Source organism: Pedococcus aerophilus (genome assembly GCF_039532215.1).
Lineage (GTDB): Bacteria > Actinomycetota > Actinomycetes > Actinomycetales > Dermatophilaceae > Pedococcus > Pedococcus aerophilus.
Genome location: NZ_BAAARN010000001.1, coordinates 361,392 through 386,065 on the forward strand (window position 1 = coordinate 361,392; position 24,674 = coordinate 386,065).

Here is a 24,674-nt window from a genome sequence, read left to right on the forward strand (position 1 = left end):
CGCGCTGGGGGTGGGCACGCACGCGAGTGTAGGCGGCGCCTGACCGAGGTGGCCCCGCCTGTAGGCGATGCGGCGTGTCCGCTCCGGAAGGTCTAGCGGGCCACCCGGCCCGAGGCCTGAGTGAGGGCGCGCAGCCGGGCGGCGTGCTCGGACGTCAGGGCTCCGGGCTCCATCTGCCAGGACCAGCCGCCCTCGATGCCCGGGGCGTTCATCCGGGCGGACGCCCCCAGGCCCAGGACGTCCTGGGCCTGCATCATGGCCAGCCCGCACGGGGTCGCGAGGGCGAGCTCGATCATCGCCCAGCTCGGCTCCTCGTCACCGTCGGCCCGCACGCCCTGCTCACGCCACGCGGCGCGCACGAGGTCGCGACGGTGCTCGGGCAGCTCGGCCCACCAGCCCACGACGGTGTCGTTGTCGTGGGTGCCGGTGTAGACCACCTGGTCGGCGGCGAGGTTCACGAGGTCGTGCGTGTTGTAGTCGTAGGCCGGCTCGAACCCGAACTGCAGCACCGCCATGCCGGGGAACCCGAGGGCCTTGCGCAGGTCGATGACCGGCTGGTCGATGTCGCCGAGGTCCTCGGCGAGGACCGGGAGGTCGCCGAGCGCGGCGCAGGCCGCGTCGAACACGGCCCGACCCGGACCGGTCTCCCACTGCCCGTTCAGCGCGGTCTCGTCACCGGCGGGGATGGCCCAGTACGCGGCGAAGCCGCGGAAGTGGTCGACCCGGACGAGGTCGAACAGCGCGAACGTGCGGCGCAGACGCTCGATCCACCACCGGTAGCCGTCGTCGGCGAGGACGTCCCATCGGTAGAGCGGGTTGCCCCAGAGCTGGCCGGTGGCGGCATACGCGTCGGGCGGGCACCCGGCCACGGCGTCGGCGCGGAAGAACTGCGGCCAGGCCCGCTCGTCGGCACCGTCGGGGGCGACGTAGATCGGGACGTCGCCGAGGATCTGGATCCCGCGCCCGCGGGCGTAGTCGCGCAGGGCCGACCACTCGCGGTCGAAGCGCACCTGGTCGGAGAGGTCGCCGCCGAAGCTCGTCCACGACCCGACCCAGTAGGCCTCGCGCTCGGCGAAGGCGTCGAGCTCGGCCCGGCTGACCGGGGCGTCCGGCTCCTCGAGGAGGGCTGCGGAGGCGGCGAACGCGGACGGCGACTTGTACGGCGAACGGTGCTGGTCGGGCACCGAGACGGGCAGCACCTGCCAGACCGACTGCCCCGCCTCGGCGAGCCAGTCGACGAAGTCGCGTGCGGGCTGGCCGAGGCGACCGCCGGGCAGGGACGTGATGTGCAGCTGGACCCCGCTGGCGCGGGAGTCGGTCAGCGGCTGGGTCGAGTCCATGGTGGTCAGCTCTCTGCGCGCAGGATCTGGGGGTGCAGGTCGGCCGCGGGTGGCTGCCAGGCGCTCGCGTCGGCGTCGACCTGCTCGCCGGACCGGATGTCCTTGACCTGGTCCGAGCGCACGCCGACGGCGTTGGTGGTGTCGCGGCCGTCACCGACCTCGGCGGCCGGCTGCCCAGCGGCCGGGAACCAGACGTAGGGGATCCCCCGCCGCTCGGCGTACCGGATCTGCTTGCCGAACTTGGCCGGCTTGGGGGCCACCTCGCAGGGGATGCCGCGGGCGCGCAGCGCGGTCGCGGCCCTGGTCGAGGTGGGCCGGCTCTCCTCGTCGTTCACGGCGACGAGGACGCAGGCGGGGGTGGACCGGCTGGCGGTGAGGAGCTTCTGGCCCAGGAGCAGGCCGAGCAGGCGGGACACCCCGATCGAGATGCCGACGCCCGGGTAGGTCGTCTTCCCGTCCGAGGCGAGCGAGTCGTAGCGTCCGCCGGAGCAGAACGAGCCCCACGACTCGTGCCCGACGAGCTGGGTCTCGTAGACGGTGCCGGTGTAGTAGTCGAGCCCTCGGGCGATCCGCAGGTCGGCGACCAGCGCGCCGGGGGCGTTCTCCATGCCGGCACGGATGACGGCCGCGAGCGCGTCGAGGCCCTCGTCGAGAGTCGGGTGGCTGACGCCGAGCGCCCGGACGCGGTCGACGAACGACAGGTCCTCGGTGCGGATGGCGGCGAGGGCCAGGCACTGGTCGGCCTGCTCGCGGGTGAGTCCTGCGTCGACGAGCAATTCGGCGACCTTCGCGGGACCGATCTTGTCGAGCTTGTCGACGATGCGCAGCGTCCCCACGACATCGCTCACGCCGATGCCGAGGTAGAAGCCCTCGGGGATCTTGCGGTTGTTGACCTGGATGACCATCTGCCCGATCGGGAGCTTCGAGAACACCTCCGCCATGACCAGCGGGACCTCGGCCTCGAAGTGCGGGGCCAGCTCGCCGACGTCGACGACGTCGATGTCGGCCTGGGTGAACTCGCGGTAGCGACCCTCCTGGGGGCGCTCGCCGCGCCACACCTTCTGGATCTGGTGGCGACGGAACGGGAAGGCGAGGTGGCCGGCGTTCTCGAGCACGTACCGGGCGAAGGGCACGGTGAGGTCGAAGTGCAGGCCGAGCTCGGCGTCCGCGGTCTCCTCACCGGCCAGGCGGCTCACGCCGTAGATCTCCTTGTCGGCGTCGCCGCCCTTGCCGAGCAGCCGCTCGACCGGCTCGACCGCCCGGGTCTCGATCGACCCGAACCCGTGCAGCTCGAAGGTCTCGCGGATGACGTCGAGGAAGTGCTGCTCGACGAGGCGCTCGGAGGGCAGGTACTCGGGGAATCCGCTGATCGGGGAGATCTTCACGCGCCCAATCCTTGCAGGTGGGGGTTGGTCGCCCGCTCCCGCTCCATCGTCGAGGCGCCGTAGTGCCCCGGGAGCACGAGCGTCGTGTCCGGCAGCGGCAGGACGACGTCGCGCAGCGAGCGGTGCATGGCGGCCGCGTCGCCGCCGGGCAGGTCGGTCCGACCGATCGACCCGGCGAACAGCACGTCCCCGCTGAGCACCGTCCGGTCGACGTCGACCTGGTCGGCGATCCCGTCCGGGACGGCGTCCACGGCGAACATCACCGACCCCTCCGTGTGGCCGGGGGCGTGCAGGACGTCGAAGCCGAGCCCGGCGAGGTCGAGGTGGGTCCGGTCGCCGATCTCGACGACGTTGGACGGCTCGGTCCACGTGGCCCTGGTGCCGAACTGCTGCTCGAGCATTGCGACCAGGCCGGGGTTGGACTGCCCGAGCAGGTCCACGAGCCGATAGCGGTCGTTCGCGTGGATGTATGCCGCCGTGTCGGCGCCGCAGACCGGCGTCACCGAGTAGACGTGGTCGAGGTGCCCGTGGGTGAGCAGGACCGCGGCCGGTCGGAGCCGGTGCTCGGTGAGGACGGCCCGCAGGGTCTCCTCGATCCCGATGCCGGGGTCGACCACGACGCACTCCTCCCCCGGCGCCGGGGCCAGGACGTAGCAGTTCGTGTCGAAGGCGGTGGCAGGAAATGCGACGGTCAGCACGGGTGGCAGCCTAACCACCGGGTCCTCCTGCCTAGACTGGCGCGCGTGACCAAGGAGCAGGAACGAGCCAGGGCCCATCGTCGTCAGGAGAAGCTGGACGCCAAGGCGGTCCAGCGCGAGCGTGATGCCGCGAGGAACCGTCAGGTCGCGGTGGTCGTCGCCGCCGTCCTCGTCGTCGTGGTGGCCTTCGTCGTCCTCGCCACCAAGCTCGGTGGCGACTCCACCCCGGCGGCCGCCCCCAGCGCCTCGGACACGCCCAGCGCCAGCGCCTCGACCGCTGCGGTCGAGGGCTGCGAGGCTCCCCCGGCCACCCCCACCGCGATCAAGACCCAGGGTCTTCCCGACAAGGCGACCGCCGCGGGCAAGACCTTCACCGCCGTGGTGACGACCAACTGCGGTGACATCACGCTGCAGCTCGACGGAGCCAAGGCACCCCAGACCGTCGCGTCGTTCGTGGCGCTGTCGAAGAGCAGCTACTTCGACGGGGCCCCGTGCCACCGCCTCACCACGCAGGGCATCTTCGTGCTCCAGTGCGGCGACCCGCTCGGCGGCACCGGATCCGGCCCGGGGTACGCCTACGGCCTGGAGAACACGCCCGCCGACGGCAAGTACCCCAAGGGGACGCTGGCCATGGCACGCACCAACGACGTCAACTCCAACGCCGACCAGTTCTTCATCGTGTACGACGACACCGACCTGAGCAGCGTGCCCGAGGGGTACTCCATCTTCGGCACGGTGACCGGTGGAATGGATATTGTCGAGAAGATCGCCGCAGCAGGTGTGAGTGGCGGGGCCACCGATGGTCCCCCGGCAGCACCCATCAGCATCCTCAAGGTTGCTGTGACCGAGAAGAAGGCCTGACGTGACCGAGCAGACGCCCCCGGCAGCCCCCACCGAGCCGCAGGCTCACGAGGAGCAGGCCGCGGAAGAGACCGCACCCGCCAGCGCCCCCGTGACGCAAGCCCCCGAGGCCGACGCACCCGCCCCGGAGTCCGAGACCGCGGCCGAGGCACCCGCCGCAGAACCCGAGGCACCCGCCGCTGAACCCGAGGCGGCCACTGCGCCGGCTGCCGAGGCCGAGGCACCCGCCGCTGAACCCGAGGCAGCCACTGCGCCGGCTGCCGAGCCCGAGGCGCCCGCTGCCGAGCCCGAGGCAGCCACTGCGCTGGCGGCCGAGCCCGAGGCGGCTGCTGCCCCGGCTGCGCCGACCCCGGCCGCCAAGCCCCGTCCCGTCCCGAAGCCGTCGGCCGTGCCCTCGCCGGCTGCCGTCCGCAAGGTCGCGCACCCGCTCCCGACGCTGACTGCGGCGGCCCCCACTGGTCCCCCGGCCGAGACCTTCGGTCGCGTGGCCGAGGACGGCACGGTCTTCGTCCGCACCGACGACGGCGAGAAGGAGGTCGGCGCCTACCCCGGCGCGACCGCCGACGAGGCGCTGCACTACTTCGCGCGCAAGTACGACGAGCTCTTCGCCTCCGCGGACCTGCTCCAGCAGCGCGTCACCACCACCGACCTGTCGGCCAAGGACGCGGCCGAGGGCCTGACCAAGCTGCGGGAGCACGCGGCCGAGGCCGGCGTCGTCGGGGACCTCGCGGCCCTCGAGGCGAAGATCGCCGAGATCGCCGAGGCCGTCACCGCCCGGAAGAAGACCGAGACCGCGGAGCGCAACGCCGCCCGTGCCGTGGCCGCCACCGAGCGCGAGGCCATCGTGGCCGAGGCAGAGCACATCGCCGGCCAGCCCGAGAACAAGATCCAGTGGAAGAGCAGCGGCGCCCGGATGCGCGAGCTCCTCGAGGAGTGGAAGAAGCACCAGCGTGCCGGCACCCGCCTCGACCGGGAGACCGAGGGCGCCCTGTGGCAGCGGTTCAGCCAGGCCCGCAACTCCTTCGACAAGGCTCGTCGCATCCACTTCGCCCAGCTCGAGAGCACCCAGAGCGAGGCCAAGGCGGCCAAGCAGGACCTCGTCAAGGAGGCAGAGGCGCTGGCCACCAGCACCGACTGGGGTGCCACTGCCGGGGCGTTCAAGCGCCTGATGGACCGCTGGCGCCAGGCCGGTCGCGCCTCGCGCTCCGACGACGACGCCCTGTGGGCGCGCTTCAAGGCCGCACAGGACGCCTTCTTCACCGCCAAGGACGCCGAGGCGGCCAAGGAGGACGAGGAGTTCCGGGGCAACCTCGCCGTCAAGGAGGAGCTGCTCAAGGAGGCCGAGGCGATCCTCCCGGTCACCGACCTCGATGCCGCCAAGACCGCGCTGCGCAGCGTGCAGGACCGCTGGGAGGCAGCCGGCAAGGTGCCGCGAGGTGACGTGGACCGGATGGAGAAGGGGATGCGCCGCATCGAGTCGGCCGTTCGCGAGGCCGACGAGAAGCGTTGGCACAAGACCAATCCCGAGGTCGCTGCGCGCGCCCAGAGCATGGTCGACCAGCTCGAGTCCTCGGTCGCGGCCCTCAAGGCCGATGTCGAGAAGGCCCAGGCCTCCGGCAACGAGAAGAAGGTCAAGGACGCCCGGTCCAAGCTCGAGGCGCAGGAGCTGTGGCTCGCCCAGGCCCGCGGCAACCTCGACGAGTTCGGCGGCTGACGTCAGCGGTGGGCCGCGTCGCGTCACCCGTGGTGACCGGCGCGCCCACCGCCGCGCGACGCCCTGGCTGACGTGAGCGACTCCCCCGCCCTCGTGGCGCTCCTCGCCGCGGCGATGCTGCACCTCGGCTTCCAGCTCACCGTCACCTGCCTCGTCTACCCCGCCCTCGCGCGCACCGACGAGACGCAGTGGTCCAGGGCGCACGACGCCCACAGTCGCGCGATCGTCCCCCTCGTCGTCCTGACGTATGGCGCCCTGCTCGCCACCCTCACCTGGTCCTGGCTCACCGCCCCGACCAGCGCGGGACTCCTCCTCGCGACGGCCGGGACGGTTCTCACCTTCGCGACGACCGCATTCGTCGCCGCCCCGACCCACAGCCACCTGGGCCGAAACGGCAAGACCCGTAACGCGATCCACCGCCTCCTGTTCGCCGACAGGGTTCGCGCAGCCGGGGCGCTGGTGGCGGCAGTCGGCGCCGTCATCGCAGCGACGAGGCGCTAGCTAGGCCTTGGCGGCCGTCGCCTTGGTGCCGGTGATCCGGTAGACGTCGAAGACGCCGTCGATGCGACGCACCGCCTTCATCACGTGGTCGAGGTGGCTCGGATCCCCCATCTCGAACGTGAACTTCGAGATGGCCACCCGGTCTCGCGAGGTCTGCACCGAGGCCGACAAGATGTTGACGTGCTGGTCGGACAGCACGCGGGTGACATCGGAGAGCAGCCGGTTGCGGTCGAGCGCCTCGACCTGGAGCTGGACGAGGAAGACCGACGCCGACGAGGGCGCCCACTCGACCTCGATCATCCGATCTGGTTGCGACAGGAGCGATTCCGCGTTGGTGCAGTCGGTGCGGTGGACCGAGACGCCGTTGCCGCGGGTGATGAAACCCATGATTGGGTCACCGGGCACCGGGGTGCAGCACCGGGCGAGCTTGACCCACACGTCGGCGGTGCCGACGACGACCACGCCGGGGTCGCCGGACCGGCGGCGCATGGAGCGGGTCGGGGTGGTGGCCTCCGCGAGGTCCTCGGACGCACCCTCCTCGCCACCGAGGGAGACGACGAGGCGGCCCACCACGTGCTGGGCGGACACGTGCCCCTCGCCGACGGCGGCATACAGGGCGTCGATGTCCTGGTAGCGCAGCTCGGAGGCGAGGCCCGTGAGGGTCTCCACGGTGAGCAGGCGCTGCAGCGGCAGGCCCTCCTTGCGCATCGCCTTGGCGATCGCGTCCTTGCCGGTCTCGATCGCCTCCTCACGGCGTTCCTTGGAGAACCACTGCTTGATCTTGTTGCGCGCCCGCGGTGACTTGACGAACGTCAGCCAGTCGCGCGAAGGGCCGGCGCCGTCGGCCTTGGAGGTGAGCACCTCGACGACGTCACCGTTCTCGAGGGTGGACTCCAGTGGCACGAGCCGTCCGTTGACGCGGCCGCCGATGCAGTGGTGTCCGACCTCGGTGTGGACGGCGTAGGCGAAGTCGACCGGGGTGGCCCCGGCGGGAAGGGCCACGACCTCGCCCTTGGGCGTGAAGACGTAGACCTCGCGGGCGTTGATCTCGAACCGCAGCGAGTCGAGGAACTCCCCCGGGTCGGCGGTCTCCTTCTGCCAGTCGAGCAGCTGGCGCAGCCACGCCATGTCGTTGATCGGGCCGGTCTCGCCGTCGCGGGTGCCTGCGGGCGGCGCGGTGCCGTCCTCCTTGTACTTCCAGTGCGCTGCGACGCCGTACTCCGCCCGGCGGTGCATGGTGTGCGTCCGGATCTGGATCTCCACGGGCTTGCCCTGCGGCCCGATGACCGTCGTGTGCAACGACTGGTACATGTTGAACTTGGGCATCGCGATGTAGTCCTTGAACCGCCCGGGCAGGGGGTTCCAGCGGGCGTGCAGGGCACCGAGCGCGGCGTAGCAGTCGCGCACCGAGTCGACGAGGACCCGCACCGCGACGAGGTCGTAGATGTCCTCGAAGTCGCGGCCGCGGACGATCATCTTCTGGTAGACGGAGTAGTAGTGCTTCGGGCGGCCGGTGACGGTCGCCTTGATCTTGGCGCCGCGCAGGTCCTCGCTCACCTGGTCGCGCACGCCGGAGAGGAACTCCTCGCGCGCGGGCGCCCGCTCGGCGACGAGCCGCACGATCTCGTCGTACACCTTGGGGTAGAGCGTCGCGAACGACAGGTCCTCGAGCTCCCACTTGATGGTGTTCATGCCGAGCCGGTGGGCCAGCGGCGCGTAGATCTCGAGCGTCTCGCGGGCCTTGCGCTGGGCCGACTCGACCGAGACGTAGCGCCAGGTGCGCGCGTTGTGGAGGCGGTCGGCGAGCTTGATGACCAGGACGCGGATGTCGCGAGCCATGGCCACGACCATCTTGCGGACCGTCTCGGCCTGGGCCGCGTCGCCGTACGTCACCTTGTCGAGCTTGGTGACGCCGTCGACGAGCATCGCGACCTCGCGCCCGAAGTCCTTCTCCAGCTGGGAGAGGCTGTAGGCCGTGTCCTCCACCGTGTCGTGCAGGAGCGCCGCCGCGAGGGTGGCGGGCGTCATGCCGAGCTCGGCCAGGATCGTCGTGACGGCCAACGGGTGGGTGATGTAGGCGTCGCCGGACTTGCGCTTCTGGCCCCGGTGGGCCTCCTCGGCGACGACGTAGGCCCGCTCGATGACGGTCAGGTCCGCCTTGGGGTGGGTCGCCCGCACCGTCTGGAGCAGTGGTTCGAGGACCGGGTTGGTGGGCCCGCCCCGGCTGCCGAAGCGCGCCAGGCGGGCCCGTACACGGCTCGCGGACGACGCGCCGGTGGGCACCGGACCGGTGACGACGTCCTCACTCATGGGCTGAGCCTACGTGATGCGGGAGGGCCGGATCAGTCGCCTCGGACCACGAGGCTGGTGTGCACCTCGCGGCCCTGCAGCCGGTCCCGTCCGTGCAGGAACTCGAGCTCGATCGGGGCCTCGAAGGCCACCACGACCGCACCCGCGTCCTCGAGCAGCCGGCAGGCCGCCTCGGCGGTCCCGCCCGTCGCCAGGACGTCGTCGACGACGAGCACGCGCTCCCCGCCGACGAACGAGTCCTCGTGGATCTCGATCGTGGCGCTGCCGTACTCGAGGTCGTAGGAGACCCCGACCGTCTTGCCCGGCAGCTTGCCCGCCTTGCGCACCGGCACGAACCCGATCCCGAGCTCGTGGGCCAGGGCCGCACCGAAGATGAACCCGCGCGCCTCGATGCCGACCACGAGGTCGACGGCACCGCGGCGCCGGTCCGCCATGTCCCGGACGACGGCTCCGAAGGCCTCGGCGTCCGCGAGCAACGGCGTGACGTCCTTGAAGACCACCCCGGCGCTCGGGAAGTCCGGGATGTCGCGCAGCCGGCTCTCGATGAGCGCGACGAGCGACGCGGTGGCAGCGGTCGTCATGGTCAGCGACGCGACTTCGGCGGGCGCTTGGGCTGGTTGCGCGGTCCGGTCTGGGCGTACTTGTGCGTCTCGCGCACCGCGCTCGGGGTGGCGGCGCCACGACCGCCGACGGCAGCCGTCTCGCGGTCGTCGTCAGCAGTGTCGTCGACACCGTGGTCGACCGGGGCCGCGTCGGACGCGAGGACCTTGCCACCGTGGCGCTGCTGGTAGCGCTCGGCCTTCTTCGTCAGCTCCACCATCTCCGGCTCCTTGTTGCGCATGTGCACCAGGAGCGGGGTGGCGATGAAGATCGAGGAGTAGGCACCGACGGCGATGCCGACGAACAGGGCCAGGGCGAGGTCGAGCAGGGTGCCCGGGCCGAGGAACAGGAACCCGATGACGAGGATCGCCGCGATCGGCAGCAGGGCCACGACCGTGGTGTTGATCGAGCGCACCAGGGTCTGGTTCACCGCGAGGTTGGCCGCCTGGGCGTACGACATCCGGAAGTTCCCGCGGGCCTCGGTGGTGTTCTCCCGGACCTTGTCGAAGACGACGACGGTGTCGTAGAGGGAGTAGCCGAGGATCGTCAGGAAGCCGATCATCGTCGCGGGCGACACCTCGAAGCCGGCGAGGGCGTAGATCCCGACCGTGATGAACAGGTCGTGGATCAGGGCCGCGAGGCCGGCGACGGCCATCTTCCAGGTGCGGAAGTAGATCGCCATGACGGCCGCGACCAGCGCGAGGAAGACGGCCAGCGCCTGGAGGGCCTTCTGGCTGACCGAGGCGCCCCACGACGGCCCGACGAACGACGCCGAGATGGTGTTCGCCTGCACGTCGAACGCCTTGGCCAGCGCGGCCTGGACGTCGCGGATCTCCGCGTCGTTGAGCTTCTCGGTCTGCACGCGCACCGTGCCGGAGCCGATGGTCGTGACCTCGGGCGCACCCGCGGCAGCCACGGAGGTCACCGCATCCTTGGCGGTCTGCTCGTAGGTGCTCTCGTTGACCGACACCCCGGGGACCCGGAACTCCGAGCCACCCGAGAACTCGAGGCTGAGGTTGAGGCCCTGGAAGATCAGGCCGAGGGCAGCGATGAGGACGAACACGCCCGAGAGGCCGTACCAGCGCTTGTAGCGACCGACGAAGTCGATCGAGCGCTTGCCCGTGTAGAGGTCGTTGCCGAGTGCGGCGAAGTTGATCACAGCGCGGTCCCGTCGCTCGTGGCCGAAGCGGTCTTGTTCATGGCGGGCATCGCGATCCGTCCTCGTCCGGCGTACCGGGGCTTGGTGGCCTTGACGCCCAGGCGCTGGGGATCCAGGCCGGACCAGCGGTGGCCGCCGCCGAAGAACTTCGTGTTCGCGAGCAGGGCCACGACCGGGTGGGTGAACATGACCACGACGAGGAGGTCGATGAGCGTGGTGAGCCCGAGGGTGAACGCGAACCCGCGCACGTTGGACGACGCCAGCAGGTAGAGGACGAAGGCGGCGAGGAAGTTGACGCCGTCGGCCGCGAGGATGGTGCGTCGTGCTCGGCGCCACCCGGTGTCGACGGCGGCGCGCAGCGGGCGGCCCTCGCGGACCTCGTCCCGGATGCGTTCGAAGTAGACGATGAAGGAGTCCGCGGTGACACCGATGGCCACGATGAGGCCGGTGACACCGGCCATGTCGAGCCGGAAGTTCTGCGACCACCCCAGCAGCGCGATGGCCACGTAGGTGAGCAGCGCCGCGATGATGATCGACGCCACCGTGACCAGGCCCAGCGCGCGGTACTGCGCCAAGGAGTAGAGGAACACCAGTGCGAAGCCGATGATGCCGGCGACGAGTCCCATCCGCAGCTGCTCGCCACCGAGGGTCGGGCTGATCTGGTCGCGGGTCTGCAGGTCGAAGGACAGGGGCAGCGCACCGAACTTGAGCTGGTTGGCCAGGTCGCGAGCCGTGTCGATGGTGAACTGGCCGGTGATGCTGGCCTGCCCGTCGAGGATGGCGGCCTGCGCCGTCGGGGCGGTGAGCACCTGGGAGTCCAGGGTCACGGCGAAGCGGTTGCGCGGGTCCTCGAGGTTGACGAGGCGCTTGGTGACGTTGCCGAAGGCGGTGGTGCCGCTGCCGTTGAACGACAGCCGGATCTCCACGGTGCTCGACGGCTGGCCGTTGGGCAGCGGCTGGTAGCCGGCGACGGCGTCCTTGATCTGGTCGCCGCGGACCTCGACCTTGCCGAGGATGTACTTCTCGTCACCGGTGTCGGAGCAGGTGACGAGCGGCTTGTCCGGGTCGTCGACGATGCCGTCGAGCACGCCGGGCTTGGCGCAGTCGAGGTCCTGGAACGCGGTGGTGAGCTCAGGGGTGATCTGCGCCAGGTCGCTGGCGTCCACCGGGCCTGTGGTGCTGCCCGTGGCCCCGGTCGTCGGCGTTGCACCGGTCGTCGCGCTCGGCTGCGGCGCGGTCGTGCTCTTGACGAAGGCGCCCGGGAGTCCGCTCTTGGCGGTGGTCGCGGCGCCCGTGGCCGTGGCGGCCGGCTTGGTCGTGGCCGTGCCGGTGGCGGTCCCCGTCGCCGTGCCGGTGGCGGTGCCCGTCGCGGTACCGGTTCCGGTCGGGACCGGGACGTTGGTGCCGGGGGCGGCTGCCAGGACCGGGCGGAACTGCATCTGCGAGGAACGGCGGATGGCGTCCTCGGTGGCCTTGGGCGGGGTGCCCGGCATGCTCACCACGATGTTGCGGCCACCGCTGGTGGTGACCTCGGCGCCGGCGACACCGTTGGAGTCGACGCGCTGCACGATGATGTCGCGAGCCTGGTTGAGCTGCTCGGTGGTCGGCTGGGTGTTGCCGACGAGGCGCGGGGCCAGGATCAGCTGCGTGCCGCCGGCGAGGTCGAGGCCGAGCTTGGGCGAGAACTGCGCCTCACCCCAGGTCGCGGCGGCGAAGAGCAGGCCGTAGAGGCCGATCGTGATCGCCGCCAGCGCCGACAGGACCTTCAGCGGCTTGCGGTGGTACGGGTTGATTGCCACGGGTGGTGACCTCTACTCGGTGGTGCCGGGGGTGCCCGGCTGCTCGGACGCCGCGGTGACGGGGGCCTTGAGGCCGATGGCCCGACGGTCGAACTTCAGGACGACGCCGGGGGCCACCTCGAGGGTGACCACGGAGTCCTCGAGGGAGCGGACCGTGCCGAACAGACCCGAGGTCGTGCAGACCTCGTCACCCACCGCCAGACCGGCCTGGAGGGACTGGACCTCGCGCTGACGCCGCCGCTGGCTGAACACCATGAAGATGATGAGGAGCACGGGCAGGGCGAAGATCAGCAGGCTGGCTATGGGCGAGCCGCCATTCGACATGGAGGATCCCTTCACGGTTGGCTGGTGGTGCGCGCAGCCGGATCGTCGGGCACGCACGAGTCCCCGGCACTGGCCGGGTGACCGCCCGAGTGTAGGTGACGCACGGCATACCGACCAACGTGCCCCACCGTGGTCGCGTTCCAATTGTGACCATTTCGCGAGCCGTCCCAGCAGCGCGGCGACCACCGCCGCCACCCGTATGGCGCGTGCTCACCGCCGCGCGCGGGCGTCAGGAGCCGAAGCGTCCCTCGCCGGTGTCGAGCGGCAGGGCGGGCTGGCGGTCCACCCCGGCCGGAGCTGCGAGACCGAGGTGGTCCCACGCGAGCGACGACGCCGCCCGGCCCCGTGGGGTCCGGGTGATGAACCCCTCGCGGACGAGGAAGGGCTCGGCCACGGTCTCGACGGTGTCGGCCTCCTCGCCGACGGCGACCGCGAGGGTCGACAGGCCCACGGGTCCCCCGCCGAAGCGGCGGCACAGGGCGTCGAGGACGGCGCGGTCGAGACGGTCCAGGCCGCGGTCGTCCACGTCGAACAGCGCCAGCGCCGCGTGGGCGGCCTCCTCGTCGACGACGTCCTGCCCGTGCACCTGGGCCCAGTCGCGCACCCGACGGAGGAGCCGGTTGGCGATCCGGGGCGTACCGCGGGACCGGCGGGCGATCTCCTCGATCCCTCGCGCGTCGGCAGACACCTCGAGCAGCCTGGCCGAGCGGTGCAGGATCGCCTCGAGGTCGTCGGTGGCGTAGAAGTCGAGGTGGCCGGTGAAGCCGAACCGGTCGCGCAGCGGCGCCGGGAGCAGGCCGGCACGGGTCGTCGCCCCCACCACGGTGAACGGCGGCAGCTCGAGCGGGATCGCCGTGGCCCCGGGGCCCTTGCCGACGATGACGTCGACACGGAAGTCCTCCATCGCGAGGTAGAGCATCTCCTCGGCCGACCGGGACATCCGGTGGATCTCGTCGAGGAAGAGCACCTCCCCCTCGGTGAGGGATGACAGCACCGCGGCCAGGTCGCCGGCGTGCTGGATGGCCGGGCCGCTGGTGATGCGGATCGGGCGCTCGAGCTCGGTGCCGATGAGCATGGCCAGCGTCGTCTTGCCGAGCCCGGGCGGGCCGGAGAGCAGGACGTGGTCCGGAGGCGTGCCGCGTCGGCGGGCTGCCTCGAGGACGAGGGACAGCTGGTCGCGCACCCGGGTCTGGCCGGTGAACTCGCTGAGGCGTCGGGGCCGCAGCGCCATCTCGACGGTGCGCTCGTCGGTGTCGCCGACCGGGTTGACGATCCGGGCGGTCGCGTCGAGCGAGGAGTCCTCGTACATCTCGGAGGAGAAGCCGTCTGCCACGGCTAGCGCCCCAGCTCGCGGAGCGCGGCGCGCAGCATCTCGGAGACGTCGGCCTCCACCGGGGCCGAGGCCGCCACCGAGGACACGGCGTCCTCGGCCTGCTTGGCCGAGTAGCCGAGACCCGTGAGCGCCTCGGTGACCTGGTCGCGCCAGGAGGGACCCGAGGCCGCCGGGGCGGCGGGCGTCGCGCCCGCGGGAGCGGACGCCATACCGATCTTGTCGCGGAGCTCGAGGACGATGCGCTCGGCGCCCTTCTTGCCGATGCCGGGCACCTTGGTGAGGGTGGCCAGGTCCGATCCCGTGACCGCTGCGCGCAGGCGGTCGGGGGCCAGCACCGACAGCATCGCCAGGGCGAGGCGCGGCCCCACGCCGGAGACGGTCTGGACCTGCTCGAAGATGTCGCGCTCGTCGTCCGAGCCGAAGCCGTAGAGGGTGAGGGAGTCCTCGCGGACCACGAGGGTCGTCGCGAGGGTCGCCTCGTGGCCGAGGTGCTGGGCCGACGCCGTGGCAGGAGTGGTGTGCAGGAGCATCCCCACCCCACCGACCTCGACGACCACGCGGTCGAGGCCGATGTGCTGCACCGTGCCGCGGACCGAGGCGATCACCGGGCCACCGCCCTGCTCGTGGCCCGGCCCCGCGGCGCGGACTCGGCTGCGCGCGCGGCGACGGCCTTGAGGCGGGCACGCTCGGACGCGGCGGCCAGGGCGAGCCGATGGTCACCACCCCCGCGCCAGTGGTGGCAGATGGCCAGCGCGAGGGCGTCGGCGGCGTCGGCCGGCTTGGGCGCGACCTCGAGCTCGAGGATCCGGGTCACCATCGCGGTCACCTGGGCCTTGTCGGCCCGGCCCGAGCCGGTCACGGCGGCCTTGACCTCGGTCGGGGTGTGCGTGGTGAGCGGCAGGCCGCGACGGGCGGCGGCGACGAGCGCGAGGGCCGACGCCTGGGCCGTCGTCATCACGGTCGGGACGTGGTCCGCGGCGTACACGCGCTCGAGGGCGATGGCATCGGGCTGGAACCGGTCCAGCCAGGCGTCCATCTGGTCCTGGAGGTAGACCAGGCGCTCCCCCGTGTCGCGATCGCCGGGGGTCCGCACGACACCGACGGCGACCATGGTGAGCCGGTTGCCGCGGCCACTGTCGACGACCCCGAGACCACACCGCGTGAGGCCGGGGTCGACACCGAGTACGCGCACTCCACTGCTCCCTCTGGTGCGACGTTCGCGTCGCTGGTCGTCCGAACACGTGTTCGGGTGAACGCTACACGCCGGACGCCCCGCCTCCCCCGCAGCAACACGCGGGGAGACAGGGCGTCCGTGTCGATCGGTCGCGGCAGGGGCAGGGCCGCCCGAGGGGTCAGTCCTCGTCGTCGTCGAGCTCGGCGAGGACCTCGTCGCTGATGTCGCCGTTGGCGAAGACGTCCTGGACGTCGTCGGAGTCCTCGAGGGCCTCGATGACGCGGATCATCTTGCGGGCGCCGTCGGCGTCGAGGGGCACCTGGAGGTTCGGCACCCAGGAGGCCTCTGCGGAGTCGTAGTCGATCCCGGCGTCCTGGATCGCCTTCCGCACGGCCACGAAGTCGGTCGCCTCGGAGATGATCTGGTAGCTGTCGCCGAGGTCGTTGACCTCGTCGGCGCCGGCCTCGAGGACCACCTCGAGGATGTCGTCCTCGGTCTTGTCGCCCTTGGGCACCACGACGACGCCCTTGCGGTCGAAGACGTAGGAGACCGAGCCGGGGTCTGCGAGCTGGCCACCGTTGCGGGTCAGCGCGGTGCGGACCTCCGCGGCTGCGCGGTTGCGGTTGTCGGTGAGGCACTCGATGAGGACCGCTACACCGCCGGGCGCGTAGCCCTCGTAGGTGATGGTCTCCCAGTCGGAGCCACCGGCCGTCGCGCCGGACCCGCGCTTGACCGCGTTGTCGATGTTGTTGTTGGGGACCGACGACTTCTTGGCCTTCTGGATGGCGTCGTAGAGCGTCGGGTTGCCGGTGACGTCACCGCCACCGCCACGAGCCGCGACCTCGATGTTCTTGATCAGCTTGGCGAAGAGCTTGCCGCGCTTGGCATCGATGGCAGCCTTCTTGTGCTTCGTGGTCGCCCATTTGCTGTGGCCACTCATTGCTTGCCCTCCACCAGGTAGTTCCGCACGATCTCGACGAACAGTCCGTGGACCCGGTGGTCACCACTCACCTCCGGGTGGAAGGAGGTGGCCAGCAGGGGTCCTTGACGAACGGCGACGATCCTACCGGCGGCCGGTCCTTCCTCCACACGGGCCAGCACCTCGACCGACTCGCTGGCCTCCTCGACCCACGGCGCACGGATGAAGATCGCACGCACGGTGCCGTCGACGCCGGCGAAGTGGATGTCCTCCTCGAAGGAGTCGACCTGCCGCCCGAACGCGTTGCGCCGCACCGTGATGTCGAGGCCGCCGAGCGTCTGCTGGTCAGGGCGGGCGTCGGCGATGCGGTCGGCCAGCATGATCATCCCGGCGCACGACCCGTAGGCAGGCATGCCGGCGGCGAGCCGCTCCCGCAACGGGCCGTGGAGGTCGAAGGCGCGGACCAGCTTGTCCATCGTCGTCGACTCCCCGCCGGGGATGATGAGGGCGTCCACCTCGGCCAGCTCGCGCGGCCGGCGCACGGTGGTGCCCTGGGCACCCGCCTGCTGCACGGCATGCAGGTGCTCGCGCACGTCTCCCTGGACGGCGAGGACCCCGATGGTCGGCTGGGCTGTCACGACGCGAATGCTACGGGCGGCGTCGGCGGCCCTAGCGTGGGGGGATGAGCACCGAGGTGACCATCCGTCTGCGACGCCCGGAGGACCTGCCCGCGCTGGCTGAGGTGCTGGCGGCCCAGCAGTCCCGCACGGGGTACCCGCAGCGGTGGCCGCTGCCCTTCCCCGTGGAGGAGTTCCTCGACCGACCGGCGCAGCTCGAGGCGTGGGTTGCCGAGCTCGACGGGTCGGTGGTGGGGCACGTCGCCGCCGCGGCCGTGGTGCCCGGCGAGATGGGAGACGTGTGGAGCGCGGGTACCGGCCGCCCGCTGGACCAGCTCGCGGAGGTGGCGGTCCTCTTCGTCGACCACACGACGGTGGGGCGCGGCGTGGGCTCGTCGCTGCTGAGCACGGCGGTGGAGTTCATCCGCGGGCGCGGGTGCGTGCCGGTGCTCGACGTAGTGCAGGAGACCGAGAACGCCGTCCGCCTGTACGAGCGTCGGGGCTGGCAGGTGGTCGGCGAGACCAGGCCACCCTGGCTGCCGGACACCCACCGCCCGGTCCTGCTCATGGTGCTGCCCGACGACGGGGCCTGAGCCCCGCCGTCAGGTTCGGCTCACCAGCCGCGCTCGGCCAGGCGGTGCGGCTCGGGAATCTCGTCGACGTTGAGGCCGACCATGGCCTCGCCGAGGCCACGCGAGACCTTGGCGATGACGTCGGGGTCGTCGAAGAACGTCGTGGCCTTGACGATGGCCTCGGCGCGCTGGGCGGGGTTGCCGGACTTGAAGATGCCGGACCCGACGAAGACGCCCTCGGCGCCGAGCTGCATCATCATCGCGGCGTCGGCGGGGGTGGCGATGCCACCGGCGGTGAAGAGGACAACGGGCAGCTTGCCGGCCTCGGCGACCTCCTTGACGAGGTCGTACGGCGCCTGGAGCTCCTTGGCCGCGACGTACAGCTCGTCCTCGGGGAGGTTCTGGAGCCAGCGGAGCTGGTCGCGCATCTTGCGCATGTGGGTGGTGGCGTTGGAGACGTCGCCGGTGCCGGCCTCTCCCTTGGAGCGGATCATCGCCGCGCCCTCGGTGATGCGGCGCAGGGCCTCGCCGAGGTTGGTCGAGCCGCAGACGAAGGGCACCGTGAAGTTCCACTTGTCGATGTGGTTGGCGTAGTCGGCCGGGGTCAGCACCTCGGACTCGTCGATGTAGTCGACACCGAGGGACTGCAGCACCTGGGCCTCGACGAAGTGGCCGATGCGGGCCTTGGCCATGACCGGGATCGAGACGGCCTCGATGATGCCGTCGATCATGTCGGGGTCGGACATCCGGGAGACGCCACCCTGGGCGCGGATGTCGGCGGGCACGCGCTCGAGCGCCATGACGGCGACGGCGCCGGCGTCCTCGGCGATCTTGGCCTGCTCGACGTTGACGACGTCCATGATGACGCCGCCCTTGAGCATCTCGGCCATGCCGCGCTTGACGCGGGACGTGCCGGTGGCGGGCTGCGACGAGGACTGCGAGGCGGGGGTGGTGGTGTCGGCGGACATGACGACGAGCTCCAGATCTGTTCAGGGCGCAGCGCAGGGGACGCGCTTCGGGATCAATGCTAGTTGGTGCGCCACGGTGCCCCGACCGACCCTCCGGCGGTGCTCGACAGGTCAGTCCCGGACGGCGGGGGGCAGCTCGTCGTCGAACTCGACCGTGCGCGGCAGGTCGGCGTGGCCGGCCAGCCGGAACAGGCGCACGACCGACTTGCGACGGACCCGGCGCACGTCGGTGACCGCGTCGTTGTGGAACCGCCGGGCCAGCTGCACCCGCACCCCGGCTGCCTCGACCCGCTGGAGGGCGAGCGCGCCAAGGTTGTCGTCGTGGCGGATCTCCGCGACGACGTCGGCGCTCAGGGCAGCCATCAGCGCCGCGGTGAGGTCGCTCTCGAGCACCTCGCGCTGCCCGAAGCTCTGCCCCTCGAGGAAGTCCTCCTCGAGGGCCCGCTCGTTGTGCGCCTCGAGCGCCTCTGACGCGGCGCCTGCCAGCATCAGGGCGCTCGCCGGGTCCAGCGCCCCGGAGTTCGCGAGCTCGAGGGTGGCCTCGGACCGGCGGACGAGCTGGGCGTCGAGCGCCGACAGCGCGCCCTCGGCGCGGGTGTGCAGGCGGTCGAGCCGGGCGGCGTTGTAGGACAGGTACCAGGCGACGCCCAGCAGGACGGCCACGGCGACCGCGGTCCAGGTGATCGTCTCCATCAGTCCTCGCCTCCTCGTCGGCCGCGCAGCAGGCGGGTCCACCTCGTGTCGGCCGGGTCGACCCGGTCGGGGTGGTCCTCGCGCCAGTCGTCGACGCCGTGCGTGACCGTCTCGTAGACGGCCATCACGTCCTCGACGACGACCGCCCAGTCGAAGACCTGCGCCCGCCTGCTGCCCTCGGCCCGCAGCCGCTGGCGCTCGGCCGGGTCCCCGAGCAGGCGCAGCAGCTGGCGCGCGAGATCGGCAGGGTCCTCGTTGGCGAACATCGCGCCGCAGCGGCCCGAGTCGAGCACCCGGACGAAGGCCGCGAGGTCGCTGGCCACCACCGGCGCACCGGCACTCATCGCCTCGACGAGCACGATGCCGAAGCTCTCTCCGCCGGTGTGCGGGGCGACGTACGCGTCGACCGAGGACAGCAGCGCCGCCTTGTCCTCGTCGCTGACCATCCCGAGGAACTCGGTGGCCGCGGCGACGGCCGGGTCCATCCGTTCGCGGGCGGCCTCGACGTCACCGGGTCCGGCCACGAGCACCCGCGTGCCGGGGTGCTTCGCGAGCACTGCCGGCAGCGCGGCGGCCAGCACGGGCAGGCCCTTGCGGGGCTCGTCGATGCGCCCGAGGAAGGCCAGGGTCGGCGCCTGCTCGGTGCCGACCCATGCGGGGTTCGGCTGCGCATCGGCGAACCGGTTGACGTTGACGCCGTTGGGGATGACGACGGCGTCACCCCCGAGGTGGGTCGTGACGGTGCGACGCGCGTCCTCGGAGACGGCGATGCGGCCGTTGATCTTCTCGAGGCTGGGGCGCAGCAGCGGGTATGCCGCCTGCATGGCCCGCGAGCGCAGGTTGGAGGTGTGGAACGTGGCCACGACCGGCCCCTCGGCGGACCAGAGCGCGAGCAGGGCGATGCTCGGGGTGACGGGTTCATGGATGTGGAGCACGTCGAACTCGCCGCGCTCCAGCCAGCGGCCGACGCGTGCTGCCGTCACGGGGCCGAAGTTGAGGCGAGCCACCGAACCGTTGTACCGGACGGGGACCGCCCGGCCCACGGACTCGACGTAGTCCGGCAACGGGGTGTCCTCGTCGGCCGGCGCCAGCACCGAGGCGTGGTGGCCCTGGCCGAGGAAGTGCTCGGCGAGGTCGCGCACGTGGAACTGCACTCCCCCGGGCACGTCGAACGAGTAGGGGCAGACGATGCCGATCCTCACGACGTCGCTCCTGCGCCGGCGGGGCGGTCGGCACGCGGCTCGAGGTCGTCGAGGAAGACCCGCTGGAGCATGTGCCAGTCCTGCGTGTGCTCACGGATGGCGTCACCCAGTGCGTCGGCGCACTGCTGCGTCATGGCCACGGCCTTGGCCCTGGTCGCCCCGGTCGTCGGCACCTGCACCCGGTCGTGGAAGGTGATGACGAGGCCGTGCCGCCAGGAGCCCGGCACGGGTTCGTAGTGGATCGACACCGGGTGGAGGGCGGCGCCGCTGCCGAGCGCGAGCGCAGCGGGTCCGGCGGCCATCTTCGAACGGTGGCCCAGCAGGTCGACCTCGATGCCGCGGTCGGTCAGGTCGCGGTCGGCGAGCAGCGGCATGAGAACGGGTGAGGCCAGGTGGCCACGGAGCTGCGCGAAGACGTCTCCCCCACCGGTGAGCGGCAGGATCGTCATGCCGAGCGACTCGCGGAACTCGAGGAACTCGGCATACACCTCCTCGGGCTTTAGCCGCTCCGCCACGGTGACGACGTGACCCAGGGCCTTGGTGCCCCACGCGCCGGCGAGGTCCCAGTTGCCCAGGTGGCCCAGGAAGCAGACGACGGGACGCCCGGCCCCGAGCTCGGCGCGGACCGCGTCGTCGCCGACGACGCGGACCTGCGCGGCGACGTCGGCCGCCGAGCGGTCGGGCAGCCGGAACGCCTCGCAGTAGTAGCGCAGGTAGGACCGCATCCCCGCCCGCACCAGCGCATCGAGGGCGGCTTCGTCGAGCTCGGGCCGCGCCTTGGCGTAGTTGGACCGCAGCCGCTGGACGCCCTTGCCGCCGCGCGCGACGGTCAGGTCGGCGATGCGGTCGAACGCGGCATACGCGGTCCGCTCGGGGAGTCGTCGGACGGTGCCCCATCCGAGCCGGTAGCCGGTCACGGCGAGGACGTCGCCGAGGCGGCTCACGGAGCTGCGGCGAGCGCCTGGCGGCGCACCATGAGCATCCGCTGGACCACGGTGATGAGGCTGGCCACGGCGAGCAGCGCCAGCACCACGGTCAGCACGACCTCGGGCAGGCCGATGCCGACCAGTCCGGTGGTGGCGAGCACCACGACGAGGCGGTCGGCCCGCTCGGCGATGCCCACGTCGGCGGAGAAGCCCAGGCCCTCGGCGCGAGCCTTGGCGTAGGAGACGACGCTGCCGAGGATGAGGCAGGCGAGCGCGAGCCCGGCCATGAGGAAGTTGTCGCCGCGGCCGGCGTACCAGAGCACGAGGCCACCGAAGATCGCCGCGTCGCCGACCCGGTCGAGGGTGGAGTCGAGGTAGGCGCCCCACTTGCCCGAACGACCGGACATGCGCGCCATCACGCCGTCGACGGTGTCGGAGAACACGAAGAGGGTGATGACGATCGTGCCCCAGAAGAACTCGTGGCGGGGGTAGAAGGCGAGGGCACCGACGCAGACGCCGATGGTGCCGACGACGGTCACCACGTCGGGGCTGATGCCGAGCTTGAGGAACAGCCGGGCCACGGGGGTGAAGATCGTGGTGAAGAGCGCGCGCGCGTACTTGTTGAGCATGGTGGTCGCAGCCTACTGAGGCTGGGCGGGAACCTTGGGCGCGCACGCCGGGGTGCCGCCGGGAAGTGCGTACCGGTGGTCGGCGACCCAGGTGTAGGCGCGGGCCGCGAGCCAGGAGATCCCGGGCAGCGTGATGAGGTGCCCGAGGGGGCGCCACGCGGGGGCGCCGTGCTTGAGACCCTCGGCGATGGCGAGGTGACCCGCCACGACCGACCCGTCCCGGCGCACGAACTGCGCAGCCTCGATGCAGTCGGCCTCGGTCACGCCGAGCGGGGCCAGCTCGAGCTGCTGCCAGGGCTGCACGTCGTAGCGCTGGTGGCGGTCGACCCAGCGCGACAGGAAGCGGGCGCTGGTCGTGCAGAAGCCGCAGTCACCGTCGAAGATGAGCAGGCCGCGCTCCCTGAGGGCGCTGTCCGGGGCGGTGTCCATGGCCGAAGTCTCTCACCCGCGTGGCACCATGACGGCCATGAGGGGGCGTCGGGGCGGCACCACGGAGCGGCTCGGGCCGTACTCCGTCCTGTGGCGACTGGCCACGACCGCGGTCGTCGTGACCACGGTCTGCCTCGGCACCTGGGTCGGCGACGACGAGTGGTGGCCGTTCGCGCCGATGTCGCAGTACGCCTTCTCGGTCCAGAACAACGGTGTCATCAACTCCCTGACGATGGACGCGCTCACCACCGACGGCGAGGTGGTCAGGGTGCCCCTCTCCAAGGAGATGATCGGCATCGAGCGCGCGGAGATCGAGGGCCAGGCACCGCGGATCATCCGCACCCCGGAGCTCCTCCAGGACATCGCGGTGCTGCACCGGCGACGCCTCCCGCAGGAGACGCCGTACGTCACCATCTGGCTGCGCAACACATCGACGAGCATCCCGACCGGAAACGCGACCGTCCACACGCTGGCCACCTGGCAGGTGCGCGACCCCATGGACCCGGAGCCCAGCGGTCTCCCCGGCGGGCGGGACTCGCGGTGAACGCGGTCGAGCGGTTCCTCTCGCCGCCCCTCCCCCTCGCGCGCGTGGCGTGGCTGCGGCACGTCATCTACCCGTTCGTCCTGCTCGACGTCCTGTGGATCGTCACCGACCCGGTCCCGCACGGCGACGTGCCGGCGTCCCTCTACCGCGGCTTGGTCGTCCGCGACCTGCTGCACCTGCCGGCCCCGTCGCACCTCTACGTCCGCGTGCTGCTCGGCGTCATCGTCGTCAGTGCGCTCGTCGCCGCCACAGGGCGGCTCCCCCGGCTCGCCGGGTGGGTCTGCGCCGTCGGGATGCTCGACTGGGTGAGCAACGCGTTCGCGTACTCCAAGGTCGACCACGACCACTTCGCGCTCATCGTGGCGCTGTTCGTCCTGCCGACGGTGGGGCGGGCCCGGGTGTCCGACGTCGACGTGCGGTCGCAGGCCGCCGGCTGGGCGATCCGGATGGTCCAGATCGGAGCCGTCTGCATCTACTTCCTGTCCGCCAGCGCGAAGATGCGCTTCGGCGGCTGGGGCTGGGCCAACGGCGCGACCCTGATCTGGGCGCTCACCCGCCGCCCCAACGGGATCGGCCCGTGGGTGGGTTCCCAGCCGGCGCTCACCCACGCCCTGCAGTGGGTCGTGCTGGTCGCGGAGTTCTGCTCACCGATCCTGCTGTGGCTGCGAGGCAGAGCCCTGTATGGCGCGCTCCTCTTCTGGGGCGGCTTCCACCTGAGCACCTACCTGATGCTCAAGATCCACTTCCTGCCACTCGTGGTCTGCCTGCTCAGCTTCCTGCCGCTGGAACGGCTCGCCCCGTGGTGGGCGACCCGTCCGTGGGACCGGGTCCGGCGGCCCGGTTCGGCCACGCGGTCGGTCAGGCGGTCGGCCAGGCCCCGGCCAGGCGACCGCGGACGTCCTCCAGCAGCATCGGAAGAGCTTTCGTCTGCCCGATGATCGGCAGGAAGTTCATGTCGCCGCCCCAGCGCGGGACGACGTGCTGGTGCAGGTGCGCCTGGACGCCGGCGCCGGCCACGGCGCCCTGGTTCATCCCGATGTTGTAGCCCGACGGGCCGGACGTCGCGTCGAGGGCGGCGATGGCCTGCTTGGTCAGCCGTCCGAACTCCAACGTCTCCTCGTCGGTCAGGTCGACGTAGAGCGAGACGTGGCGGTAGGGGCAGACGAGCACGTGGCCGGGGTTGTAGGGGAAGAGGTTCATCACGACGTAGCAGTGCTCGCCCCGGTGGACGACCAGGCCCTCGGCGTCGCCGCGACCGGGCGCCGCGCAGAACGGGCACCCGTCACCGGCGTCCTCGCTCGGCCGCTCCCCCGTGATGTAGGCCATCCGGTGCGGGGTCCACAGCCGCTGGAACCCGTCCTGGACGCTCGCGAAGTCGGTGTCCGGCTCGGGTGCGTCGCTCATGCCCCCGATCCTATGCAGCCCGGACCGGCCCGCGGTCGGCATGATGAACGCCCGTGACCGAGGCTCTCCCCGTTCTTCCCCCGACCCTGCGGCGTGCCGGCGCGGCCGACGCCCCCGCCGTCGCCGAGCTGTTCTGGCGGGTGCGCAGCGAGTCGGTGCCCGCGATCCCGATGATCGTCCACCCCCGCGAGAGCGTGCAGCCGTTCGTCGAGCACGTCCTGCTGGCCGATGGCGAGGTGTGGGTCGCCGAGGACGGTGACGACCTCGTGGGGTTCCTCGCCCTGACCGAGCCGGACGAGCTCGGACACCTCTACGTCGACCGCGGTCACACCGGTCACGGACTCGGGGCGCGCTTCCTCGACGTCGCCAAGGAGCGCTTCCCCGGCGGCCTGTCGCTGTGGGCCTTCCAGTCGAACACCGAGGCACTGCGGTTCTACGAGCGCCACGGCTTCGTCCCGGTCGAGTGGACCGAGGGTGACAACGAGGAGGGTGCTCCCGACGTCCGTATGGTCTGGCGGCCGCGCGAGGGGCGCGGGCGCCATACCCCTGACTGATCGGCTCGGTGAGCGCGAA

General features: G+C 71.6%; 27 protein-coding genes. 7 read left to right on the top strand and 20 right to left on the bottom strand.

Annotated features, from left to right (window positions below; all coding sequences use genetic code 11):
• Positions 1-92: 92 nt before the first annotated feature.
• From ABD286_RS01680 to ABD286_RS01690, 3 genes are read right to left on the bottom strand one after another with little or no spacing between them, the layout of a single operon-like run.
• A complete protein-coding gene (locus tag ABD286_RS01680; RefSeq protein ID WP_344189640.1) occupies positions 93-1,340 on the bottom strand; it encodes a 4-alpha-glucanotransferase in 1,248 nt (415 codons plus the stop codon).
• 5 nt (positions 1,341-1,345) lie between these two features.
• Complete coding sequence (gene hisS / locus ABD286_RS01685; protein ID WP_344193216.1) at positions 1,346-2,734, bottom strand: histidine--tRNA ligase; 1,389 nt, start codon at positions 2,732-2,734, stop codon at positions 1,346-1,348.
• Positions 2,722-3,423 carry an MBL fold metallo-hydrolase gene (locus ABD286_RS01690; protein ID WP_344189642.1) on the bottom strand — a complete coding sequence of 234 codons (702 nt, stop codon included), beginning with the start codon at positions 3,421-3,423 and terminating at the stop codon, positions 2,722-2,724. Before ABD286_RS01690 ends, hisS begins: the two co-directional genes overlap by 13 nt.
• Before the next feature lie 45 nt (positions 3,424-3,468).
• Here ABD286_RS01690 and ABD286_RS01695 point away from each other — a divergent pair, with 45 nt between their 5' ends.
• The 3 genes from ABD286_RS01695 to ABD286_RS01705 all read left to right on the top strand — a co-directional run bounded on the left by ABD286_RS01695 (position 3,469) and on the right by ABD286_RS01705 (position 6,499).
• Positions 3,469-4,284, top strand: a complete 816-nt coding sequence (locus tag ABD286_RS01695; protein ID WP_344189644.1) for a peptidylprolyl isomerase — start codon at positions 3,469-3,471, stop codon at positions 4,282-4,284.
• A gap of 1 nt (position 4,285) precedes the next feature.
• Positions 4,286-5,998, top strand: a complete 1,713-nt coding sequence (locus ABD286_RS01700) for a DUF349 domain-containing protein (protein ID WP_344189646.1) — start codon at positions 4,286-4,288, stop codon at positions 5,996-5,998.
• A gap of 72 nt (positions 5,999-6,070) precedes the next feature.
• Positions 6,071-6,499: a hypothetical protein gene (locus tag ABD286_RS01705; RefSeq protein ID WP_344189648.1), complete on the top strand. Its 429-nt coding sequence runs from the start codon at positions 6,071-6,073 to the stop codon at positions 6,497-6,499.
• Here the strand turns inward: ABD286_RS01705 and ABD286_RS01710 are convergent, their stop codons facing one another.
• The 10 genes from ABD286_RS01710 to pdxT all read right to left on the bottom strand — a co-directional run bounded on the left by ABD286_RS01710 (position 6,500) and on the right by pdxT (position 16,764).
• The gene (locus ABD286_RS01710; protein WP_344189650.1) at positions 6,500-8,809 is read right to left on the bottom strand and encodes a RelA/SpoT family protein; all 2,310 of its coding nucleotides are present in this window, start codon (positions 8,807-8,809) and stop codon (positions 6,500-6,502) included. It lies immediately after the preceding gene.
• Positions 8,810-8,841: 32 nt separating this feature from the next.
• Positions 8,842-9,390, bottom strand: a complete 549-nt coding sequence (locus ABD286_RS01715) for an adenine phosphoribosyltransferase (RefSeq protein WP_344189652.1) — start codon at positions 9,388-9,390, stop codon at positions 8,842-8,844.
• Positions 9,391-9,392: 2 nt separating this feature from the next.
• Positions 9,393-10,568 (bottom strand): protein translocase subunit SecF, encoded by a 1,176-nt coding sequence (secF, locus tag ABD286_RS01720; RefSeq protein ID WP_344189654.1) that lies wholly within the window; start codon positions 10,566-10,568, stop codon positions 9,393-9,395.
• On the bottom strand, positions 10,565-12,367 hold the full coding sequence (secD, locus tag ABD286_RS01725) for a protein translocase subunit SecD (protein ID WP_344189656.1): 1,803 nt from the start codon (positions 12,365-12,367) through the stop codon (positions 10,565-10,567). The genes secF and secD overlap by 4 nt, the downstream gene beginning before the upstream one ends.
• Before the next feature lie 12 nt (positions 12,368-12,379).
• Positions 12,380-12,691: a preprotein translocase subunit YajC gene (yajC, locus tag ABD286_RS01730; RefSeq protein ID WP_344189658.1), complete on the bottom strand. Its 312-nt coding sequence runs from the start codon at positions 12,689-12,691 to the stop codon at positions 12,380-12,382.
• Between the two features lie 229 nt (positions 12,692-12,920).
• The gene (ruvB, locus tag ABD286_RS01735) at positions 12,921-14,000 is read right to left on the bottom strand and encodes a Holliday junction branch migration DNA helicase RuvB (RefSeq protein WP_344193218.1); all 1,080 of its coding nucleotides are present in this window, start codon (positions 13,998-14,000) and stop codon (positions 12,921-12,923) included.
• Positions 14,001-14,026: 26 nt separating this feature from the next.
• Positions 14,027-14,629 carry a Holliday junction branch migration protein RuvA gene (gene ruvA, locus ABD286_RS01740; RefSeq protein ID WP_344189660.1) on the bottom strand — a complete coding sequence of 201 codons (603 nt, stop codon included), beginning with the start codon at positions 14,627-14,629 and terminating at the stop codon, positions 14,027-14,029.
• Positions 14,626-15,216 carry a crossover junction endodeoxyribonuclease RuvC gene (ruvC, locus tag ABD286_RS01745; protein WP_344189661.1) on the bottom strand — a complete coding sequence of 197 codons (591 nt, stop codon included), beginning with the start codon at positions 15,214-15,216 and terminating at the stop codon, positions 14,626-14,628. The genes ruvA and ruvC overlap by 4 nt, the downstream gene beginning before the upstream one ends.
• 160 nt (positions 15,217-15,376) lie before the next feature.
• Complete coding sequence (locus tag ABD286_RS01750; protein ID WP_344189663.1) at positions 15,377-16,138, bottom strand: YebC/PmpR family DNA-binding transcriptional regulator; 762 nt, start codon at positions 16,136-16,138, stop codon at positions 15,377-15,379.
• Positions 16,135-16,764, bottom strand: coding sequence for a pyridoxal 5'-phosphate synthase glutaminase subunit PdxT (gene pdxT / locus ABD286_RS01755; RefSeq protein WP_344193221.1), 630 nt, complete (start codon positions 16,762-16,764; stop codon positions 16,135-16,137). Before pdxT ends, ABD286_RS01750 begins: the two co-directional genes overlap by 4 nt.
• Positions 16,765-16,799: 35 nt before the next feature.
• Here pdxT and ABD286_RS01760 point away from each other — a divergent pair, with 35 nt between their 5' ends.
• Positions 16,800-17,327, top strand: a complete 528-nt coding sequence (locus ABD286_RS01760) for a GNAT family N-acetyltransferase (protein WP_344189665.1) — start codon at positions 16,800-16,802, stop codon at positions 17,325-17,327.
• A 20-nt stretch (positions 17,328-17,347) separates the two neighbouring features.
• On the opposite strand, the gene pdxS is transcribed toward ABD286_RS01760, so the two are convergent.
• The 6 genes from pdxS to ABD286_RS01790 all read right to left on the bottom strand — a co-directional run bounded on the left by pdxS (position 17,348) and on the right by ABD286_RS01790 (position 22,153).
• On the bottom strand, positions 17,348-18,274 hold the full coding sequence (gene pdxS / locus ABD286_RS01765) for a pyridoxal 5'-phosphate synthase lyase subunit PdxS (RefSeq protein ID WP_344189667.1): 927 nt from the start codon (positions 18,272-18,274) through the stop codon (positions 17,348-17,350).
• Positions 18,275-18,385: 111 nt separating this feature from the next.
• The gene (locus ABD286_RS01770; RefSeq protein WP_344189669.1) at positions 18,386-18,967 is read right to left on the bottom strand and encodes a hypothetical protein; all 582 of its coding nucleotides are present in this window, start codon (positions 18,965-18,967) and stop codon (positions 18,386-18,388) included.
• On the bottom strand, positions 18,967-20,169 hold the full coding sequence (locus ABD286_RS01775) for a glycosyltransferase family 4 protein (RefSeq protein WP_344189671.1): 1,203 nt from the start codon (positions 20,167-20,169) through the stop codon (positions 18,967-18,969). Before ABD286_RS01775 ends, ABD286_RS01770 begins: the two co-directional genes overlap by 1 nt.
• On the bottom strand, positions 20,166-21,113 hold the full coding sequence (locus tag ABD286_RS01780; protein ID WP_344189673.1) for a phosphatidylinositol mannoside acyltransferase: 948 nt from the start codon (positions 21,111-21,113) through the stop codon (positions 20,166-20,168). The genes ABD286_RS01775 and ABD286_RS01780 overlap by 4 nt, the downstream gene beginning before the upstream one ends.
• Complete coding sequence (gene pgsA, locus ABD286_RS01785; protein WP_344189675.1) at positions 21,110-21,724, bottom strand: phosphatidylinositol phosphate synthase; 615 nt, start codon at positions 21,722-21,724, stop codon at positions 21,110-21,112. Before pgsA ends, ABD286_RS01780 begins: the two co-directional genes overlap by 4 nt.
• Before the next feature lie 12 nt (positions 21,725-21,736).
• A complete protein-coding gene (locus ABD286_RS01790; protein WP_344189677.1) occupies positions 21,737-22,153 on the bottom strand; it encodes a thiol-disulfide oxidoreductase DCC family protein in 417 nt (138 codons plus the stop codon).
• 37 nt (positions 22,154-22,190) lie between these two features.
• Here ABD286_RS01790 and ABD286_RS01795 point away from each other — a divergent pair, with 37 nt between their 5' ends.
• Both ABD286_RS01795 and ABD286_RS01800 read left to right on the top strand, forming a co-directional pair.
• Positions 22,191-22,697 (top strand): hypothetical protein, encoded by a 507-nt coding sequence (locus ABD286_RS01795; protein WP_344189679.1) that lies wholly within the window; start codon positions 22,191-22,193, stop codon positions 22,695-22,697.
• Positions 22,694-23,635 carry a hypothetical protein gene (locus tag ABD286_RS01800; RefSeq protein ID WP_344189681.1) on the top strand — a complete coding sequence of 314 codons (942 nt, stop codon included), beginning with the start codon at positions 22,694-22,696 and terminating at the stop codon, positions 23,633-23,635. The genes ABD286_RS01795 and ABD286_RS01800 overlap by 4 nt, the downstream gene beginning before the upstream one ends.
• Here ABD286_RS01800 and ABD286_RS01805 read toward each other — a convergent pair.
• Positions 23,556-24,101 (bottom strand): HIT family protein, encoded by a 546-nt coding sequence (locus tag ABD286_RS01805; RefSeq protein ID WP_344189683.1) that lies wholly within the window; start codon positions 24,099-24,101, stop codon positions 23,556-23,558. The genes ABD286_RS01800 and ABD286_RS01805 overlap by 80 nt on opposite strands.
• A 53-nt stretch (positions 24,102-24,154) precedes the next feature.
• Here ABD286_RS01805 and ABD286_RS01810 point away from each other — a divergent pair, with 53 nt between their 5' ends.
• Positions 24,155-24,655 (top strand): GNAT family N-acetyltransferase, encoded by a 501-nt coding sequence (locus ABD286_RS01810; protein ID WP_344189685.1) that lies wholly within the window; start codon positions 24,155-24,157, stop codon positions 24,653-24,655.
• Positions 24,656-24,674: the final 19 nt, after the last annotated feature.

What these genes read in the sequence shown, in the direction of transcription:
- ABD286_RS01790 (WP_344189677.1), bottom strand. Translation starts at nt 22,153, where the DNA reads ATGGACACCGCCCCGGACAGCGCCCTCAGGGAGCGCGGCCTGCTCATC.
- pgsA (WP_344189675.1), bottom strand. Translation starts at nt 21,724, where the DNA reads ATGCTCAACAAGTACGCGCGCGCGCTCTTCACCACGATCTTCACCCCC.
- ABD286_RS01805 (WP_344189683.1), bottom strand. Translation starts at nt 24,101, where the DNA reads ATGAGCGACGCACCCGAGCCGGACACCGACTTCGCGAGCGTCCAGGAC.
- ABD286_RS01715 (WP_344189652.1), bottom strand. Translation starts at nt 9,390, where the DNA reads ATGACGACCGCTGCCACCGCGTCGCTCGTCGCGCTCATCGAGAGCCGG.
- ruvB (WP_344193218.1), bottom strand. Translation starts at nt 14,000, where the DNA reads ATGTACGAGGACTCCTCGCTCGACGCGACCGCCCGGATCGTCAACCCG.
- ABD286_RS01760 (WP_344189665.1), top strand. Translation starts at nt 16,800, where the DNA reads ATGAGCACCGAGGTGACCATCCGTCTGCGACGCCCGGAGGACCTGCCC.
- ABD286_RS01795 (WP_344189679.1), top strand. Translation starts at nt 22,191, where the DNA reads ATGAGGGGGCGTCGGGGCGGCACCACGGAGCGGCTCGGGCCGTACTCC.
- ABD286_RS01710 (WP_344189650.1), bottom strand. Translation starts at nt 8,809, where the DNA reads ATGAGTGAGGACGTCGTCACCGGTCCGGTGCCCACCGGCGCGTCGTCC.
- ABD286_RS01680 (WP_344189640.1), bottom strand. Translation starts at nt 1,340, where the DNA reads ATGGACTCGACCCAGCCGCTGACCGACTCCCGCGCCAGCGGGGTCCAG.
- pdxS (WP_344189667.1), bottom strand. Translation starts at nt 18,274, where the DNA reads ATGTCCGCCGACACCACCACCCCCGCCTCGCAGTCCTCGTCGCAGCCC.
- ABD286_RS01750 (WP_344189663.1), bottom strand. Translation starts at nt 16,138, where the DNA reads ATGAGTGGCCACAGCAAATGGGCGACCACGAAGCACAAGAAGGCTGCC.
- yajC (WP_344189658.1), bottom strand. Translation starts at nt 12,691, where the DNA reads ATGTCGAATGGCGGCTCGCCCATAGCCAGCCTGCTGATCTTCGCCCTG.
- ABD286_RS01770 (WP_344189669.1), bottom strand. Translation starts at nt 18,967, where the DNA reads ATGGAGACGATCACCTGGACCGCGGTCGCCGTGGCCGTCCTGCTGGGC.